Source organism: Actomonas spartinae (assembly GCF_051209155.1).
GTDB lineage: Bacteria > Verrucomicrobiota > Verrucomicrobiia > Opitutales > Opitutaceae > Actomonas.
Genome location: NZ_JBPJGB010000004.1, coordinates 55,191 through 74,156, shown reverse-complemented (window position 1 = coordinate 74,156; position 18,966 = coordinate 55,191). Strand labels below are relative to the sequence as shown.

General features: G+C 65.6%; 13 protein-coding genes. 8 read left to right on the top strand and 5 right to left on the bottom strand.

What is annotated here, in order from left to right; all coding sequences use genetic code 11:
• The first annotated feature begins 49 nt into the window (after positions 1-49).
• Genes AC0MRV_RS17210 through AC0MRV_RS17190 form a run of 5 tightly spaced genes read left to right on the top strand, consistent with a single transcriptional unit; the run spans position 50 to position 6,987 of the window.
• Positions 50-1,081, top strand: coding sequence for an NAD-dependent epimerase/dehydratase family protein (locus AC0MRV_RS17210; protein ID WP_472765742.1), 1,032 nt, complete (start codon positions 50-52; stop codon positions 1,079-1,081).
• Positions 1,068-2,135, top strand: coding sequence for a dihydrodipicolinate synthase family protein (locus AC0MRV_RS17205; RefSeq protein WP_472765741.1), 1,068 nt, complete (start codon positions 1,068-1,070; stop codon positions 2,133-2,135). The genes AC0MRV_RS17210 and AC0MRV_RS17205 overlap by 14 nt, the downstream gene beginning before the upstream one ends.
• The gene (locus AC0MRV_RS17200) at positions 2,123-4,096 is read left to right on the top strand and encodes a CRTAC1 family protein (RefSeq protein ID WP_472765740.1); all 1,974 of its coding nucleotides are present in this window, start codon (positions 2,123-2,125) and stop codon (positions 4,094-4,096) included. Before AC0MRV_RS17205 ends, AC0MRV_RS17200 begins: the two co-directional genes overlap by 13 nt.
• Positions 4,093-6,498, top strand: coding sequence for a sialidase family protein (locus AC0MRV_RS17195; protein ID WP_472765739.1), 2,406 nt, complete (start codon positions 4,093-4,095; stop codon positions 6,496-6,498). The genes AC0MRV_RS17200 and AC0MRV_RS17195 overlap by 4 nt, the downstream gene beginning before the upstream one ends.
• Before the next feature lie 48 nt (positions 6,499-6,546).
• Complete coding sequence (locus tag AC0MRV_RS17190) at positions 6,547-6,987, top strand: hypothetical protein (RefSeq protein WP_472765738.1); 441 nt, start codon at positions 6,547-6,549, stop codon at positions 6,985-6,987.
• A 43-nt stretch (positions 6,988-7,030) separates the two neighbouring features.
• On the opposite strand, the gene AC0MRV_RS17185 is transcribed toward AC0MRV_RS17190, so the two are convergent.
• The 3 genes from AC0MRV_RS17185 to AC0MRV_RS17175 form a co-directional block, all read right to left on the bottom strand.
• Positions 7,031-8,449, bottom strand: a complete 1,419-nt coding sequence (locus AC0MRV_RS17185) for an enolase-like domain-containing protein (RefSeq protein WP_472765737.1) — start codon at positions 8,447-8,449, stop codon at positions 7,031-7,033.
• Positions 8,446-10,827 carry a glucosidase family protein gene (locus AC0MRV_RS17180; protein ID WP_472765736.1) on the bottom strand — a complete coding sequence of 794 codons (2,382 nt, stop codon included), beginning with the start codon at positions 10,825-10,827 and terminating at the stop codon, positions 8,446-8,448. The genes AC0MRV_RS17185 and AC0MRV_RS17180 overlap by 4 nt, the downstream gene beginning before the upstream one ends.
• A 208-nt stretch (positions 10,828-11,035) precedes the next feature.
• Positions 11,036-12,145 (bottom strand): hypothetical protein, encoded by a 1,110-nt coding sequence (locus AC0MRV_RS17175; protein ID WP_472765735.1) that lies wholly within the window; start codon positions 12,143-12,145, stop codon positions 11,036-11,038.
• Between the two features lie 287 nt (positions 12,146-12,432).
• Between AC0MRV_RS17175 and AC0MRV_RS17170 the strand changes: the two genes are divergently transcribed.
• Positions 12,433-13,272, top strand: coding sequence for a DUF4097 family beta strand repeat-containing protein (locus tag AC0MRV_RS17170; protein ID WP_472765734.1), 840 nt, complete (start codon positions 12,433-12,435; stop codon positions 13,270-13,272).
• Positions 13,273-13,304: 32 nt separating this feature from the next.
• On the opposite strand, the gene AC0MRV_RS17165 is transcribed toward AC0MRV_RS17170, so the two are convergent.
• Positions 13,305-14,897 carry an exosortase/archaeosortase family protein gene (locus tag AC0MRV_RS17165; protein WP_472765733.1) on the bottom strand — a complete coding sequence of 531 codons (1,593 nt, stop codon included), beginning with the start codon at positions 14,895-14,897 and terminating at the stop codon, positions 13,305-13,307.
• Between the two features lie 111 nt (positions 14,898-15,008).
• Here AC0MRV_RS17165 and AC0MRV_RS17160 point away from each other — a divergent pair, with 111 nt between their 5' ends.
• Together AC0MRV_RS17160 and AC0MRV_RS17155 are read left to right on the top strand one after the other, a co-directional pair.
• Positions 15,009-16,772: a tetratricopeptide repeat protein gene (locus AC0MRV_RS17160; RefSeq protein WP_472765732.1), complete on the top strand. Its 1,764-nt coding sequence runs from the start codon at positions 15,009-15,011 to the stop codon at positions 16,770-16,772.
• Between the two features lie 72 nt (positions 16,773-16,844).
• Complete coding sequence (locus tag AC0MRV_RS17155) at positions 16,845-17,969, top strand: collagen-binding domain-containing protein (protein WP_472765731.1); 1,125 nt, start codon at positions 16,845-16,847, stop codon at positions 17,967-17,969.
• Positions 17,970-17,986: 17 nt separating this feature from the next.
• On the opposite strand, the gene AC0MRV_RS17150 is transcribed toward AC0MRV_RS17155, so the two are convergent.
• The gene (locus tag AC0MRV_RS17150) at positions 17,987-18,916 is read right to left on the bottom strand and encodes a LysR family transcriptional regulator (RefSeq protein WP_472765730.1); all 930 of its coding nucleotides are present in this window, start codon (positions 18,914-18,916) and stop codon (positions 17,987-17,989) included.
• Positions 18,917-18,966: the final 50 nt, after the last annotated feature.

Here is an 18,966-nt window from a genome sequence, read left to right as displayed (position 1 = left end):
GATTCTTAAACACTTGCCGCCGCCATCGCGGCCTGTCGTTTTTGGAGCAATGACGCGTGCTTTCCCAGTGGAAAATGAGGAAATCGACCGGTGGCTGGCCCTGCCGCCTGCTGAGGTCATCGAAGCGGTGAAATTTCAAACCGGCGACTACCTGATTTTGGGCGTGGGCGGCAAGATGGGCACCACCCTCGCCCTCATGCTGCGCCAGGCCCTGACCCTCGCCGGTCGGTCTGCCCGCGTCATTGGCGTATCCCGTTTCAGCCGGTCTGAGGTGCGCTCCAACCTGGAGGCCGCCGGCATCGAAACCATCGCTTGTGATCTGGCCGACCCCACCGACGTCGCCCGCCTGCCCGAGGTCGCCAACCTCTTCTATCTCGCCGGGCAAAAATTCGGCACGACCGACGCGCCGGAAGCCACCTGGATTCAGAACACCATCGTCCCCGCGATCGTCGCCCCTCACTTCCGTGACTCCCGACTGGTCGTATTTTCGACCGGCTGCGTCTACCCGTTCGCACCAGTGGACGGCGCCGGTTGCGATGAGACGACGCCGCTGTCATGCCAGGGCGAATACGCCAGTTCCTGCGTCGGTCGCGAACGCGTCTTCACCCATTTTTCCCGCACTCACGGCACCCCGGTTCTGCTTTACCGACTGAACTATGCCTGCGAACTGCGCTACGGCGTCCTGGTCGACATCGCGCAACGCGTGCTGGCCAACGAGCCGATCGACCTCTCCACCGGCTGGGTGAACTTGATCTGGCAAACCGATGCGGTGGCCGTCGCCATTCGTTCCCTCGATCTCGCCGCCTCGCCGCCGTGCCCGCTCAATGTCACGGGACCCGACAAACACGCCGTGCGGGACATCGCCGCAGCATTCGGGCAGCGCTTCGGCCGTGAACCGCAGTTCCACGGCGAACCGGCGTCGACGGCCTGGCTGTCCGACGCCCGCACTGCGATCCAACGGTTCGGCGCCCCGCACCACTCCCTCGAGCAAATGATCTCCACCGTGGCGGATTATTTGGAGCAAGGCGGCGCGCTGCTCGGCAAACCCACCCACTTCGAGACTCGCGATGGCAAATTCTGACGATCTTTCCGCCCTACGCGCGCACTTGCTGAGCGGCCAGGTGATCCCGGCGCATCCGTTGGCACTTGATGCCGACCGCCGACTCTCGGAACGCCATCAGCGCGCCCTCAGTCGCTACTACGTTGCCGCCGGCTGCGGGGGCATCGCCGTCGCAGTGCATTCCACCCAGTTTGAAATCAGGGAGCCGCAGCACGGACTCTTTCAGCCCGTGCTCGAGCTCGCCGCCGAAACCATCAGCGCGTCCCTCGCCGCTGCCCCGCGACCGTTTATTAAAATCGCCGGCGTTTGTGGACTCACGGAACAAGCCGTCGCCGAAACCTCCCTCGCCCGCGAGCTCGGTTACGATGCCGCCCTGCTCAGTCTTGCCGCCTGGGGCGACGCACCGGAGGACAAAATCCTCGCCCACTGCCGCACGGTTGCCTCGCAACTGCCCTTGATCGGGTTCTACTTGCAGCCGGCCGTCGGTGGCCGGGTCTTCAGCCGCCAATTCTGGAACCGCTTCGCCGAGATCGAGGCTGTGCTCGCGATCAAGATCGCTCCCTTCAATCGCTACCAAACCCTCGATGTGGTGCGGGCCGTGATCGAAACCGGCCGCAACGACATCGCGCTCTACACCGGCAACGATGACACCATCGTCACCGACCTGCTCAGTCCCTTCACCTTCGCGCACCACGGCCAGCCCGTGACCCGCCACATCGCCGGTGGCCTGCTCGGGCACTGGGGCGTTTGGAGTCACGCCGCGGTGCAGCTACTTGACCGCATCAAGGCTGCCCGCGAGGGGAACACGCTTGATAAAGCGTGGCTGAACCAAGCCGTCGCGGTCACCGACATGAACGCCGCCGTCTTCGACGCCGCCAACGGTTTTGCGGGTTGCATTCCGGGTATCCTGGAGGTGCTCCGCCGCCAAGGTCTCGTGCCCTCGACCGCCTGCCTCAATCCCGCTGAAACGCTCTCCCCGGGCCAAGCCGAAGAACTCACGCGGGTCGCCGCCGCCTACCCCGATCTCACCGACGACGCGTTCGTCGCCACCCACTTGGACCAATGGTTGCGCTGATCCACCGTCTGGCACTTGCCGGTTGCCTCCTTCACTCCCTCGCCAGCTCGGCCCTCGCCGCGGACGCCACCACTACGGTCGGTCTGCCCGCGATTGACGCTTCCCGCGTGCAGGCGGTCGACCTCAACCGCGACCAACACGCCGATCTCGTCATTCGCCTGAATCTCCGCGAGCCCAGCGCGCCGCAGGTTTTCCTATGGCACCCGGATGCTTCGGCGCCGCTCGGCGGTCAATTTGTCGCGCTTCCGTCCGACACCTTGCCGATGCTGTCGCCGCGCGACGTCATCACCTTTGCCGACCTCGACAACGACGGTCACGCCGACGCAGTCATCGCGCGCTACCTCGACTACCTGCAGGACGACTTCATCGCGCCCACCAACGCGCCGACTCGCACCGCCTGGTTGCCGGGCCGGGGTGACGGCACCTTCGACGCACCTCGTTTGATCGACGCCGCGCCTGCCGCCACCACCGCGGCCATCGCCGTGGGGGACGCGAATGCCGACGGTCTGCCCGACCTCTGGTTGGGCAATTGGTATCAACGTTACTTTTCCGGCTACGAAGCCTTCAGCAACGACCTGCTGCTGCAGGTCCCGAGCGAGGGTGATACCAGCCACGCCGACTTCACCCGCTGGTCGATTCCCGGCGAGTCTTCACCGCTCGAACCGGCCACCGATCCCGGTGGCCGCCCCACCTACGGCGCGATGCTCGCCCGGCTCGATGGATCTCCGCTGCCCTACCTGCTGGAGCTCAACTACGGCCGCCGTTGGAACCGCCTTTGGCAACTTTCACCGTGGGCACCCATGGTGGAACCGAAGACCACCGATGAACGCCCGCCCCCTCGTCCGGCCGGCCCCCAGATCTATCGCCGCGACGAGATTACCCGCGTGCTGCGCGGCATCGACATCGCCCCCGCCGCCGGCTTCGACGGCGACCACATTCGTCACGGCCGCCACCCCAAATGGTTGCAGGAACGCGCCGCCGATGACCCGCGCTTCAAACGCGACGACGAGCCGCCTTTCCGGGCGAACGGCAACACCTTCGACGCCGCAGTCGGCGACATCGACAACGACGGCGACTTCGACGTCTTCGTTTCCACCATCATCCACAACTGGGCCGGCGACTCGTCCGATCGCTCGCGCTTCCTCGTCAGCCGCCTGCACGAAACCGGTCAACTCACCTTCGACTCGCCCCCCGAGTTGTCGGTCGACCGGGTCCCCGCCGTCGAGACCGTGGAGAACCGCAACTTCAATCAAGGCGACATCTTCTGCGAGCTCGCCGATTTGAACAACGACGGCCGTTTGGACCTCATCCTTTGTTCTTCCGACTACAGCGATCCGCCCCCACACGACGAGCGTCTGCGCGTTTATCTGCAGCAGGCCGACGGCACCTTCGCTGATCGCTCCGCCGAAATGGGCATCGACCACATCGGCGCCGGTCAACCCGCGCTGCTCGACCTCGATCGGGACGGCGCGCTCGATCTGGTGGTGGGCCAAACCTTCAACCGCCTCAACGCCGAGCGGCGCCGCGCCGCCGCCGTCACCAACGGTTCGCTCGCTCCGGAAGCCCCGGAGGACGCCCGCGGGCAACCGGTCCTGCGCGTCTACCACAACACGTGGCATGGAGACCGCAGCGGGCTCGTGCTGCGCCTCACCGGCGACCCCGCCCGTGCTGTGGCCCGCGAGGCCTTCGGCGCCATCGTCACCGCGTTGGTGGACCTCGACGGCGATCCCGCGACGCCGCCGGTGACGCTCAAACGCCAATGGGTCGGCCCCGGCGGCCACGCCGGCAAGCGCAGCGACGCACTCATCCATTTCGGCCTCGGCGCCGCCACGCAGGTGGAGTCCCTCACCATCACCTGGCCCGATGCCGCGCGCACGACCACCACCCTCGGCGCCCTCCCCGCCGGCACGTGGACTTTCGATCTGTCTCACGACCTTACCCCGCAACGTCTCGCCCCATGAACCGTCTTCTCCTAAGCCTGTGGCTCGTCTCCCTTTGCTCCAGTCCCCTGCTGGCCCAAGACACCCTGCCCCGCCATTTTTCCGCCGGCCTCGTGCAACGCGCAGTCGAGCTCGACGCCCCGCGCTGGAAATTCATCGAACCGCGTCGCTACCGCGAGATGCCGCAGACCTTCGGCCTGCAGATCACCGCCCTGGCCGCGCATGCGGCCCCCGATTACGTGGTGAATGGCGCCCCCCTCGCCGACCACCTGGCGGCCAAGCTTCGCTATATTCTCGTCACCCCCGAACCCTACGAGGACGGCAGCACGCGCGAGCCGGAGGCCCTCGGCGGCATCGGCGGCTGGACCCACCACGTGCCGGCCAATGCCCTGCTGCTCGCCAAACGCACCCCGGCGGTCTGGAACCAACTCAGCGCTGACGAACGCGCTCGCGCCGACTTGCTCATGCAGGCCCTCGCCCTCGCGGGTCACTGGTGTCTCGACGACGACAACAACTACTACGTCCTCATGGACGGAGAGACGCTGTTCCACCGCAGTTGGAATCCCAACCACGTCGAGGGCTACGTCGGCGTCATGGTCGCGGCGTCGCTCTACTTCGGTCACGAAGAACTGAATACATTCTTCCGCACCTTCGACTTCGACACCTTCGCCGCCCGCCTTGAAGCGGCCAACTTCCGCAACATCCTGCGCTGCTGGACCTGGACCCCGGCCGTGCGCGACCGGATGATGTTTGGCGGCGACCTCGCCGTGCCCGACCATCAGGTGCTGGTGCCCGGCCTCGTCACCACCGGCCGCGGCGTGCGCAACACCTTCAGCTACGACGGCATGGGACTCGACGAACCTTGGGCCCTCTACCGCAGCCAGGGCATGCGTGTCTTCAACAAAGCCGTGCGCAACAATGTCATCGTGCACGGCGACCTGACCGGCCAGATCCTCGGGCAGGCCACCGGCGCGGACACCTCGCCGTGGAACGGCCAGACCGGCTTCATCTTTGAATTCGAAACCATGGATTGGTCGGGCCTGCGCACCAACATCGCCTACGCGTTTGAAGCCGCCATGATTGATCTGATGAGCGCCACCACGCTCAAAGAGCTCGGCGAATGGCAGACCGAAGCCGGTGGTCGCACGCTCGAGCGCCGCATGGCCGTCGGCATGGGCGACCTGCTCTTCCGCTTCCGCGAGGGCTACAGCGGCTGGGCCAACGGCAAGCCGGGCACCTACGACTGGGAAGACTACTTCAAGCCCCAGGGCGCGGACCTCGTGGTCGACTTGTGGCGCAGCTATTTCGAAACGCCGCCACCGCCCACGCCCGAGCAGCCTCTCGATGTCGCGGTCGCCGCCGACGTGATCGAACACGACACCGTCTTCGCCGATCCTACCGTTTATGCGGCTTGGCCCGACCTCGTGCGCCTGCCCGACGGCACGCTCGTGCTGACCTTCTGCGCGACCGAGGAACATCTCGGCCCCGACGGACGCGTGCTGCTCATGCGCTCGACCGACAACGGCCTCACCTGGAGCGAGCCCATCGTCGCCGTCGACACGCCGCTGGACGATCGCGAAAATGGCCTCACGGTCGGCCCCGACGGCACGCTCGCGCTCCACGTGCGCAGCGTCGCTTGGTCCGCCGCGACCTACGCCACCTACCCACTCGACGCCTATCCCGCCGCGACCATGCGGCGCTGGTCTCAGCATGTCGAAACGGACGCCTACCGGGCTGCCGCCGATCAGGCCGGCACCTGGGTCTACACCTCGACCGACGGTGGCCTCACGTGGAACGCGCCGGTGCCAGGTCCCGACGCCATTCACGGCGGCATCGTGCTCGACAACGGCACCTGGATGTCCGGCGCCTACCGCGATGAATCGGGCGGGGTCGCCGTCTACACCGCGCCCGCCGCGGCCGGTCCGTGGTCTCGCATCACCAAACTGGATACACCGACCGCGCTCGAACGTCGCTTCGGCGAGCCGCACCTGGCACAATTGCCGTCCGGTCGGGTGGTCATGACAATTCGCTCCACCGCCAGTCCCTACGACGACCAGAACACCAACAATCATTTCTACACCGCCGTCTCCGACGATCGCGGTGCGACTTGGTCGCCCGCGCAGAGTTCGCAGCGCTGGGGTTACCCGCCGCACGTCACCACCCTGGCCGACGGCCGCCTGCTGGCCAGCACCGGCTACCGGCGGCCGCCCTTCGGAATCCGGGCCAGTCTGAGTTCCGACGGAGTCACTTGGACCGACACCCCGGAACAGGTGCTGCGTTCCGACGCACCGAGTCACGATCTTGGTTACCCGGCCTCCGTTGAGATCGCGCCCGGCGAGATCCTGACCGTGTATTACCAAAAGCCCGACGCCCACACGCGTCCGACCATTCAGAGCACCCGCTGGCGCCTGCCGGAACAATAATCCGTTAGAGCTGACGCAGCTGCCTGCGCTGCGACGTTTTTCCTTCCCATGTCCCTTTCCCGTCCACCCCTCATTGGCATCCTGGCCGTGCTGGCGCTGTTGAGCCTCGTCGGCTGCGAAACCGTTTCCCAACGTCCTGAACTGACCGAACCCTTTGCGGTGTCCCGCGGCATGGCGGCCGAGGAAATCGTGGCGCACCTTGGCGAGCCGGACCTCAAGCATCCCTTGCACGAATATTCCGTGCACGCCGAAGTGTGGGTCTACAATCGCACGCTCAAGTCCAACTCCCGGATGGTGATCACCGGCACGCAGGCAACGCGTCTCTGGGATCCCATCAACAAAGTCACCATCACGGTCGATATGCCGGTCTATCAGCCTGAAACCTCGGCCGTGGTCGAAGTCTCCGAAATCCTGATGGTGGCCGACCGGGTTTATTCCTGGAAGCGCAAGACCATCAACAATCGCGCGGTTGAGGGGCTGGCGCGCTGAGGCCAGTCATCACTCCAAAACGACAGTCCAAATTGTAGCCGCGTTAGCCGATCTCGGCCCAGCATTCGCCGGCGCCGTCGAGCCCCAGTTTCCACGCACCGCCGAAGGCGTTTCCTACCGCGGCACGCGTGTCGATCGCTCCACCGTCGACCCGCACTTGCGCGGCCGCACCCACCGACGGCCGTGCGTAGAGTCCCGGGTAATGTTCGACCACCGCGGCTTGCACGCTTTCCGGCCAGCCGGCCAGTCCGGCGAAGTAATGATGGCCATTGCGCTCGACACTGGCGTTACCCAACACCGCCTGCGCCGCGAGGTCCTGCGGCAGCGCCACCGGTCCCACGTTGGACAGATCCTCCCCACTCATAAGAAAGGCCGCTCCGCGCTTCGCCAACAGGCAGCGATTGGCGACGCCGTGGATGACCCCTTTGCAATTCTTATGGCTCACCCCCAGGTAGCCTATCGCCAGCGCCCGCCGCACATCCTCCGGCGTGCCGCCCGACTCATCAATCAGGAGCGCCGGCCGCTCCCACCACCCCGGCAAGCTTTGCGCCACGGCCTCGCTCAACGCCACGTCACGGTGCAGCGGTTGCTCAAAGAACCGCACGCGCGCCCACAACCCGCGCAACCGCGGGCGCGCCCGCGCGGCCGACCAGAACGCCCGCAAGTCCTCCACCGTCGTAAAAGACTCATTGCCATCGAGCGTCGCGGCATAGTCGCCGCCACACTCGGCTTCGATCACCGTCACGACGCGCTCAAGTCGCGCCAACGCCGCCGCAGTTTCACCCGCCACCTTGATCTTAAACTCACGCAGCCCGTAAGCCCGTATCACCGCGCGCAAATCGACCGGCAGACCATCCTGGGGGCCGTTTGCGGTCGCAGGGTCGTCAGCTTCGAGCGGATCCGCCAAACCCACCGTATGGCGGCAGACGATTTTGGCCAAGGGCATCGACGGTAGTCCAGCCGCCGGCTCCGCTCCCGCCAGCTCAGGATGCAGATCAGCCAGGCGGATACCCAGCCCATTGCCTTTCAGCGCCTCGGCCAAGGTGCAGGCATGCCGCCGGCAAAAGGCATCGATCAGCGCCCGCTCGACCAAAGACACGCCGAAGTGCGCCAACAGCGGCGGCCACCCGCGGCGCTTCGCTTCCGCCGCCTGGGCTTCGTCGACCCGTCGCACCAAGGCGTGCACCGAGGCCGCCTTAGCCCCTTGCGCCGCCCCACTGGCTTGCTGCAGCACCGCATACATTTCCGCCAACTCCTCGCCGATCGGCCGGTGCGGGTTTTTCGTGAACCACTTCGGAGGCAGGTGGTCGGCCGCCCGCCCCCACACCCGCGCCCCGTCCACCGTCGCCTCCAGTTCAAGCCACGTGTGCGGCACCGCCTCCATCACCGCGATGCCGTAGTGAAACGGCAAGCGGGTGCGCAGTTCGCGCCGATACCAGCGCTGGGCGTGAAGCTCGATCATGGCGCGCCTCCCGTTTGCCCCCAGCGCCAGAGGATCGGTTCCAACACACTGAACTGGTCGGTCAAAAGGCCTTCGTAACCGCAGCGTTCATCCTGCCACGTGCGCCAATCCACCCCGGATTGATTCCCGCCAAACACCCGCGCCTCCGCGAAACCTTCGCACAACTGCAAGAGCAGTTCATCGGCCTCCCGGCGCAACCCCGCCGCATACAGGCCCATCACGAAGCGCCGGGCCTGCGAATGAGTGCGTCCGCCGTTTTGGTAATACCCCTGTGGATACCCTTGCAGGATGTCGGCGAGGTCCTCGTCCGGGATCGGCCACAACGCGAGCGGAAGCCCGTAGGTCGCCGACGGCAAACCGACGCGCTGTGCTTCGCACCATAACCGCTGCATCGCGCCGCACGCATCTTCCGCGTCCAGCAAACCTTCCTGCACCGCCGCCCCATTGACCGCCAGAAAGGCGTAGTCGTGCAGGCGGTTTTCACGACAACGCCAGCCGGCCAGCCAACCGTTCCGTTCGTGCCAGAAAGCCGGTCGATAACTGCGGCGCAACTGCTCCGCCCACGCCTCCAGTTCCTGCGCCAGTCCGGTTTCCCGCCAGCGCCTTAGTCCCATCACGAGGCTGCGCAGGGCGCCATACAGCACCGCGTTGCTCCAGGCGCATTTCCACCCGAAGGACACCACGTCCGCCCAGCACGTGCTCCACTGGCCCGTGCCACTCACCCCCGTGCGATGCGGACTCTCGATCAGCCCGTCACCGTCGAGATCACGCGCCCGCGCCGCCGCGATCTTCCGCAGGACAGGCCCACGGTTTCGGCGGAACCAGGCGGCGTCCGCGCCCCTTTGCAGAAAGTCGCCGACCGCACGCAGCCCTGCCGCGCCGGTCATGAGGTATTCGTCCTCGGCGTCGTGGCAGGTGCCGTCGATCGCCAGCACCCCACCCGCGTAAACCGGACCGCCGGCCAACCACTTCTCCAACGATACGCGCAACAGATCGATGCCATCGCATCCGCCACCCGCCGCCGCCCGCAGCGGCAAGCGCGGCAAGACTGCCGTCCAGGTTTCGAAACTGATCGCACAGGGCATCGACGCGCCACTGTTGCTGAGGGTCGCCACGTCGGCCCGAAAGGTTGGCGCCACAAAAAACGTGCGCGCCAGTGCCCGTTTGGCGACCGCCGGCGCTTGGCGTCGCAGAAGACCGGACGGTGGCGACAGCGGTTGCACCCACACCGTGGCTTCATGCCGGCCGGCCTGCAGCACATGCAATCCGCGGGCATCGGCCTTCTCGCCGAGTTTGAGCTCCAGCAGGTTCAGGTCGTCCGCCCGGCGACATTCCGACCGCGCGGTCAGTGCCTCGTCGGATGAACGGATCGACCACGTGCCCCAACCGGGCGCATTCACCCACAGCGGCGCCCGTAGAGCCCCGGTCTGACCGTCCTCCACCAGCTCGCCCACCGCGTGCGTGGGTGACACCGAGTTGCGCCAGCCCAGCGCCCAAGCCGCGCTGTGCCACGCGGTCTCCACCCGCGAGGCCTCCCGACTCGCCCGCAGCTCCAAACCCTCGCGGGTCACCTTCCAGCCCAAGCGGTAATGCTGCGCGCCACTGCGCACGTCATACACCACCTCGGAACCACGCACCGTCACCTCGCCCTGCAGATCACACCGCACCGTCGGCGCCACCCGCGGCGCCTCGCCCACCACATGCAACTGCAGGCCTTGGACACACTGCACCGGCGAGTCGAACAACAGGTTCTGCGCGACGCCTTCGGGCCGCTCGATACCCAGCCCCAAGTGCGACCACGCCGGGCGATCGAGCCGAAACCCAACCGCATACGTCGCCGTGCGATAGTGCACCATGCCATCGCGAAGCTCCGCGCTCACGCCGCGGGGCAAACGGTCGAGCCGGATCTCCGCTTGCCGCAAGCGCTGTTCCAAGCGCGGGCCCAACGCAGTCTGCCGCTCGCCCTCCAACTCGAATGCGCCCATGACCAGATTCCACGGGGTCCAACCGCCGTCGATGCCGCAACGACGCACTTCGAGGATGACCGCATCCGCCACCACCTGGCCCAAATCGAACCAGCGCGTCGTCGCGGTCCGCGGTCGCTTCAGCCCACGCTGCGTCAAAAGAGTTCGCCACCGGCCGCCCACCCGCGCCAGCACGCGCAGATCCACCACCCAATCGAGATCCAAACGGCTGCCACATTTATGGTAACCCGGCGCCGGTCGCAGGCCCAAGCGATCCAGTCGGGCGGGACCATGCAGCCGCACGACTCGCTGATGCACGATGCGCTTAATGGGAAGATCCCGCTCATGGGCCCCACGACGGGTCCAACGCGACCAGCCGGCATCAAGACGGTGGCCAACGCTGAGGTCGCCCATGGGGGGCTCCAGGTCATCTACTCTTAAAAGATCCTCTTTCATATATACTTGCGTCGTAGAATCGACACCCCATGTCGCCGGCAATTTTCATCTCACCGCCGCCACACCGCGTCGCAACGGGGCACAGCATAACCTGAAACGAGTTCCAAAGCCATGCACGCTTTGGTAGGCTTTGGGTAAATTCTGGCCACCCTCCCCGGCGGACCTTTTACTCAAAAAACGAGGCCAGATTGACCGTCACGGTCGAGGCCACCGGAACCCCGTCCCGCAGCGCGGGCACAAAGACCAGTTGCGGCAACACCTCCCGCACCTGCGGCGGCACTATCATCGGCGAGTCTTTGACCTCGGTCACCCGCCCACCTGCGTCGACTTCCACCTGTAACGGAAAATCAAGACTGCGTCCGTCCTCCAACTGCAGCAGTGCCGGCGGCGCGAGCGACCACGCCAGCTCCGCCGGCACGGTTTCCCCCCGGTGACGATCCAAGTGCACCAAGCGAAGGTATTCCCGCGCCTCCTCTTGGGTCACGGCATAACGTTTTTCCGACAGGTTGGTGGGCAACTCCTCCGTCTGCGCAAAGAGGTGCACCCGTGCATCCTTGATTTCGTAATCGGGGGGAATCCCCTGCCGCAGGATATCGATCTGGCGTTCCTGCGGGCCGACGTCGCCAATGCCCTGGGTGAAGCTCAAATCGGCAAACTCCCCTGCTTTGCTCAGGCGTAACACCACCAAGGCTTGCAAGTCGCGAACCACCATCGGCGCCGAGACCTTGAAGACCACGCGCACCGCATCGTAATCCGGTTTGCCGGCACGAGTGCGCGACGAGTCGTTCCGCTGACTCGCCTCCGTCCAAAGCTTTCCCTGTTGCTGCTGGTTCGCCGAGAAAGCAGCCATCGCTTCTCGATTCATCAGATCCATTCCCTCCGCCGAGAGCTCATCACCACCCTGCCGACCGCCCGCGGTGCCGAGCATGGCGGTGCTGCGCAGCCCCGCCTCGGCGGCGCTCGCTTGCGCGGCGGCGTATTCCTGCAGCTCCACCTGATCCTGCAAGCGCGTGCGGCTCGGATCCGCCGCCGGCGAAAAACAACGCTCCGCCTGAAAGCCCTGCAGCTCCAGATCCGTTGCACTCACCTTGGTCGCCGGTCGCAGGCGCAGGCCGGCGTTGCCACGCGGTTTCAGCACTTCACGATTCGCGGTGTCGAGTTCGACCGAGCGCCCTTTGATTCGCCGCACCGGCACCAGTTCGCCCTCCTGGGCCATCGAAACCTCCGCACCGACAAACAGAACGTGACTACGCTCGGGCGCATTGCGGGATTCCACGACAACGGGTTCGCGAGCATGGAGCCAAAGTGGAAGGAACGCGCAGCATCCAAGGAGAACTCGGGCCGGCGTCGCGAGGGGGCAGCGGAGAAAAGCGGGGGTCATGGCGCGGGGGTGACCCTCGGACCCTAAGGCCCTCCACCCACTTTAGAAGCGTAGAGGACGCCCGCCGAAATATTCATTAATTTTCATCAACCCTGGCCTTGAAACCACGCGTTGCGGGCGACCGGAAGTTTTCCGAATATTTTCTGCAACCTGAGCCCACCCTCTTGGGTTCTCCTCTTATCATGACCCGCAAATTCCTGCTTCCCGCCCTCGCTCTGCTGCTCCTCGCGCCGATCGCCGCCCAGGCCAAGATCAAACGCGACGTCGAACGCACCTTCGCAGTCTCCCCGGGCTCCGAGATCAAAGTCGACATCTCCGGCGGCTCCATCGGCGTCGAAATCGTGCCCGGTGATGAGGCCGAACTCACCTTGCACCAGACCTTCAAGACCAACGACGAATCCGAGGTCGCCGACATTCTGGAAAACTACGACATCACCTTCGAACAGCGCGGAAACAACATCATCCTCGCCGTCAAACGGGACCGTCAGGGCGGCGGCTGGTTCAGCGGGTGGAAAAACAACAAGGCCAACTTCTCCGTCACCCTCACCTGCCCGACCTTCGTCGACCTCAACCTCGACACTTCCGGCGGCTCCATCCGCGTCGACGGTTTCGTCGACGCCAGCCTCGTGGCCGACACCTCGGGCGGCTCCATCAAGGTCACCGGTGGTTCGGGTGACATCAACCTCGACACCTCCGGTGGTTCGATCTCGATCGACGAAGCGCTCGGCAAACTCCGCGCCGACACCTCGGGCGGCAGCATCACCATCGGCTACGTCGGCCCGAACGCGTCCGATGTGAACGCCGACACCTCCGGCGGCTCGATTCGCATCGGCGTCGACCCCGAGGGCGATTTCGATCTCTACGCCGACACTTCCGGTGGCCGCGTCTCGGTCGAGGACCTGGCGATCACTCCGCGCAAAATGAACCGCACCCACATCGAGGGGAAGATCAACGACGGCGGGGCCCGCCTCCGTGCCGACACCTCCGGCGGCAGCATCACGATCCACCGCGCCACTCGCTGAAGCCGGGACCTGTCTGCGATCCGTTTCGATTCTCAGCCCCGCGCCTGATTTCCGACCGTCGGTTGGAGCAGTCGCGGGGCTTCTCTTTGCAGCCACGCGATGGCCGCCGGCACCGTGAAGTCGCCTTCCAGCACAAGCACCACCCGATCGCGATCCGCGTATCGTTGGCCGTCGCGCACCCGCGCCATGCGCTCGTCGCCCATCGTCACGCCGCGGGTCGACCGCGGCATCGATTCGCCCCGCATCGCGTCCCACACCGCGTTGAACACGGTCTGCACGCGCCCGCCGGTTTCAAAGCGGTAGATGTCGAACACCAGTTCACGCGCCCCGAATTTCAGGGCGACTTCACCGGGCGGCCCAAGCAAGCGACCACCGATCGCCGGCATGCAGACCGACGGATCATGCGCATTGGTGAGCGTGCTCGCGGCCTTTTGGTCGTTTTCCCAACGAAACACCGCCGCCAAGGCCGAGGCGCCGTCCTGACTGCGCGACTGCAACTGCTCCGCACTCGTGCACAACAGCGTGTCCAGCGTCACCGGGTTCACCTCCTCGGCCACCCAAACACCCGGCTGTTCCCGCAGGGACCATCGTTTGGTGACGACCACGTCCTGACCGCGCTCATACCAGTGACGCACCGAAACTTCGACCAACACGGTTTCCAAAACCAACGCGATCAACAACGGCGCCCACACGCGCGGCCACGCCGCGACCGCCGGCCTGATCAAAGACTCCTCCTCGGACCGCACCGACGTCGAGGCGCTGCGCCCAGCCTCCCATTGCGCGTAAACGAGGCACAGCGCGATCGTGCCGATCAACACGGCCATCCCCGCCTCGTCGTGCCAAATCTCATTGGCTCCCGATCCCTCGACACCGATCCGCCAGGTCAGGAAAACCGTCCGGGCGACATTGCCCAACAATGCACCGCCCAGCGCCACCGCGATGATGCGCCAGCGCGCGCCCCAACCGAGCAGATGCAGTTCGCCAAAAAACAACGCAAACATCCAGACCGACTGCAACGAGCGCAGCCCCGCGCATGCGTCCTCGACGCCGATCAACCCGTTGCTCACTTCGATCACGTTCCCCCGCACCACCGCCGCGTAACCCAACAGCGAGACGATCTCCGCCGCCAGATCCGCATGTGAATGCGTGAGGCCCTGCACCACCATCGTGCGAAAACTCGATGGCCACGACAGCGCAGTGGTGAGGAACAGAACCGGAAACGCGAACGCGCGCACCCGCGGCCAACCGCCGGCCCAATACAGGATGCCCCCGCTGCCCACGATCGCCGCCGCCGCCGCCGCCCACTGCGCCCGCGGCCACAGCGCATTGATCTCCAACACCAGCGCCATCACCCACACGCCCAACAGACCGGCAACGAAAACCAGCACGCCCGCCCGACGCCGGTCCGGGCCCGGCTCCGCCCAAGCCCCGACGCGCCAACGCTGCCACGCCAGATAGAGCGCCATGAACGGCACCGCCATCCCGTGCATCAACTCTGGATCCGAGCCCCAAGCCTCCCGCAAGCGCCACAGGATCGGCCCCCACAAGCACGCCAACAACAACGCCATCGACGCGACGCCGGAGACGTCCGCCGATCGATCAGCGCGCGAAGGAGAGAGATTCACTGGCTTGGGCATTCAAGAACCGCGGCGAACCGCCGATACTCAGAAGGGAAACGTTTCTATGTATCGCCACATTCACCGGCCCATTGAGGCCAAATCCGGGCCCGCTCCCTGATGATCGCGCGCTGGCAACGCCATTGGCACGACACTTGGGGAAGCTACACCCACCGGCAACAAGTCGCCGCCACCGCCGCCGCGATCGCGGTGGTGCTGGGCCTGTTGGCGTGGCCGGTGGTGCAGTTCTGGGGCCTGCCGCGGCTCAAGGACTGGCGGGTCGAACGCACCATGGCGCAAGCCGCCGAGTTCGCCACGGAACAGGATTATCGCAGCCTGCTTCTGTCGATCCGTCGCGTTTCGCAAATGGGCTCCCGCGACGTCGCCGTCTGGCGCCGCATTGCCGGCTACCTCACCCAACTCGGCTCGCCCGAGGCCCTGCGCGCGCGTGAAACCGTCGCGAAACTGGCTCCGCCCGAAGATCTCGTGGCCCAGGTCGAGCTCGCCCAGACCGCCCTGCTCTTCGGCGAGTATCAGACCTCTCAGGCCGCGCTCGACGCCGCCAAACAGATCGCCGCCAGCAGCGCCGACTACCAAAAGGCCGCCGCCACCCTCGCGCTCTACCTCGGCGATGTCGCCACCCTCAAAACCAACCTCGCCGCGCTGGTCGCCGCGGACCCGGCCAACACCACCGCCGCCTACGATCTCGCACTCGCCCGCCTTTGGAGCCGTGACGCCGTAGAACGCCAGCAAGGGCTCGATGCCCTCGTCGCGCTGCTCGACGTGCCCGACTACCGCGTGCGCGCCACCGTCGAACTGCTCAAGGATGCCGCGCGCACCCAGGCCCCCGAGCAACTCGACCGCGTCATGCCCGACATCCTGCGCGCCCTCGATTTCCCCGCCCGCACCACCACCGCCGCGGCCGACCTGCCCCGCTTGTTGCTGGGCCTGAAGACAACGGCCAAGGACAACGCCGCAGACGTGGCGATGGTGGCCCACTGGATGGCCGACATCCGCCTCGGTCGTGAGTCCTTGCAGTGGATCCACACCCTGCCCGCCGCCATCGCCGATCAACCCGTCGTGCAAGAAGCCGCCGCCGAGATTGCGATCAAAGAAAACATCCCCACCGCAACCTCCTACTACCTGCTTGAAAACGCGCTCGGTGAGCTCCCGCCCGAAGCTTCCGTGCTCGCCGCCGGAGCGCAGCAACTCCATGCCAGCAACCGCCTCGCCGCCGCCGAAGCCGCCTGGGATGAAGCGGTCGATATCGCTTCCACCGCCCGTAACCCCGGCGCCCTGAAAGTCCTTGCGCGCGTCGCCACCTTGTGGGGCCGGCCCAAATGGGCCGAAGAAGCCCTGCGCGCCGCCATTCGCCGTTCGCCCGACGCCTTCTGGGCCTACGCCGCCCTCCGCGACCAGCTCCTGGAGCGCGATGCCCCGCACGAGCTCTGGGCGCTCTACGGCGACTGGATCATCCGCCAACCCGAGGACATCACCGTGGTCAATCAATGGCTGCGTCTCGGTTGCGCCCTGCCCCAAGCCCGGGACGAGTTGATCCGTCGCGCCCCCACCTTGCTCGCCGACCTCCCGCACGGCCCCCGGACCGACGCTGCCCGCGCCGCCTGGGCGTGGGAAACCGGTGACCTCGACACCGCCCGCGAATTTCTCCGGCGCGTGGGGGAATCCGTCGATCACGCGCCCGACGCCGCTTACTGGGCTGCCGTCATCGAACAGCCCGCCGCGCCCAACCAGCGCTTCCCCGCCCTCGCGCGCCTCCAGCTGCTCAGTATCGAGCGCGCCCGCCTCACCGCGGACCCCAACATCGCCGCCGGAATGCCACGCAACGAGGTCCTTCGGGAGATTCCCTCACTTCGAGTGAGGTAAGTCCCCTGCGTAATGATGCTCAGGTTCCACCCATTGACCTCTACCTTCACCTCCCGGACAAATAACCTCGCTGTGAATCCATTTCGGCCACGTCTCCTCGCTCTCCTCCTCGGCCTTGCCACCGGGAGCACCTTGTGCGCGCAGGTGTCGGTCAACAACGCGGTCTACACGATCGACCAAACGATCCGCCAATACGGCCTCATCTCTTTCGGCGACGCCTCCTTTACCAACTACAGCAGCACGTGGGGCCCGCTCGCCGTAGGCGGTGATCTCACCCTGTCCGGTAGCGGCTCCATCGCACAGCAGGGATACATGTTCAACAGCAGTGACCCCACCCTTTATGTCGCCGGAGACCTCAACCTCAGCGGCTGGGATTGGACGCACCTTCAAAACGGATACGCCTCGCTGCCCAACCTGACGGGCTCGTGGACATGGGACCAAAACCAAAAAAGGCTGACCAGCGGCAACGCCTCCTTAAGCACGAGCAACACCCCGGATCCGCTCGGCTCGGTCGATCCGCGCAACAACTCCGGTCCCGCCGACTGGGATTTCGCCACCATTCAGTCCGAGCTCGCCGCCGCGTCGACCGAACTCGCCAACGCGACCGCAACCGGTCTCATCACGCTCAACAGCCAGACCCTCAGTTTCAACGCCAACGGCGCCACCGACGGCGTGGTCGTGTTCAACTTGGACATGAACCTCTTCAACGGCTCGCTCTACGACGCCAACGGCAACGGCTCCTGGAATCAAAATCAGGAACGGGTCAGCCAGGTCGTCATCAACGTGCCCGCCGAGGTGACCTTTGTCATCAACGTGCAAAACGCCGACGGCAGAACCATCTTCGACGGCATCAACTTCAATGCCGGCACCAACAACGACCAGATTCTCTGGAACATCACGCCCGAGCTCAACGGGGGGCTGGGCGCCTCGGTCAGCCTCGGCGGCCAGTCTCGTTTCTACGGCACGGTGCTCGCGCCGATGGTTGACCTAACCAACAGTGGTTGGGTTTCCCCCGAGGGTCAGGTGATCGCCGCGACCTACAGCCACAGCAACGCCAGTCTGAACTACGCGCAGTTTGAGACCTTCGTGTCCTTCACGCCCGTGCCCGAGCCCCGCACCTGGGCCGGCGCCGGTGTAGCCGCCGCTTTGGTCTCCGTTTTTCTGCAACGCCGGCGGCGGCAAAATCGCGCGGTCTGACGCGAACGGGGTCGAGCTCAGCTCAGCACCAGCTCGGCGCGCTGCTGCAAAATCTCAGCGTGCGCCTCACACAGGCGCCGGAAACTGCGGTTGGACAAACTGTCCCCGTGAGAGCGCGGATAATAATAGCTCCACACCCGCGAAAATTCGAAACCATCCACCGGTCGAAGTTCGATCGAGGCATCATCGAGTTGGTGGGCCAACCACGTCGGCAGCAAAGCCACCGCGCCGCCCAGCCGCACCATGGCCAGCACTGCCGTGAGGCTGCCCAATTCCATTGATTCACGAAAACGAACTCCGCGCCGCGACAACGCGTTCTGCAGCCGGTTGGCGGTGTGACTCGACATCTGGGCCATCGCCAAGCTCTGTTCGTTCAACTTCCGGACCGGCACGCGTTCGTATTCACTTAGTGGATGCCGTCGGCTCACGCCCAGGACAAAGCGGTCCTCGAACAGGCGGGTGCTGGCGCACTCGCTGTCGTCCGGCGGCGGATCCACCAGGATAGCTGCATCCACTTCGTGCGTGCGGGCCAGCTCGATCGCCTCCTCCCGGTCCGCCGCCCGCACGTGCAGTGACACCCGGCGGAAACATTCCGAAAACTCCCGCGCCACATCCGGCAGCAGGTAGTTGAGGTAACTGTGCCCCACCGCGATGCGCAGGGTGCTGCGATCACTGATGGACTCATCCGCCAACTGCCGGCGCAGGCTCGTCAGTTGCGCGAGAACGATGCCGCCTTGCTTGGCCAGAAACTCACCGCGCGAAGTCAGCACCAATCCGCGCCCGGAACGATGAAACAATTTCACCCCCAGATCGCTTTCGAGATTGGAGATGGAGTGACTGATTGCGGAGGTGGTGAGAAAAAGCCCCTCTGCCGCCTTCTTCAGACTGCCTTCACTCGCCAAGCGGAGGAATATTTGGAGCTGCCGACTGTCGATTGGATCATTCAAGGCCATCAGCGTTTTGGGTTGGTGCGACGTTTGCTAGCAGCCGCGGTGCC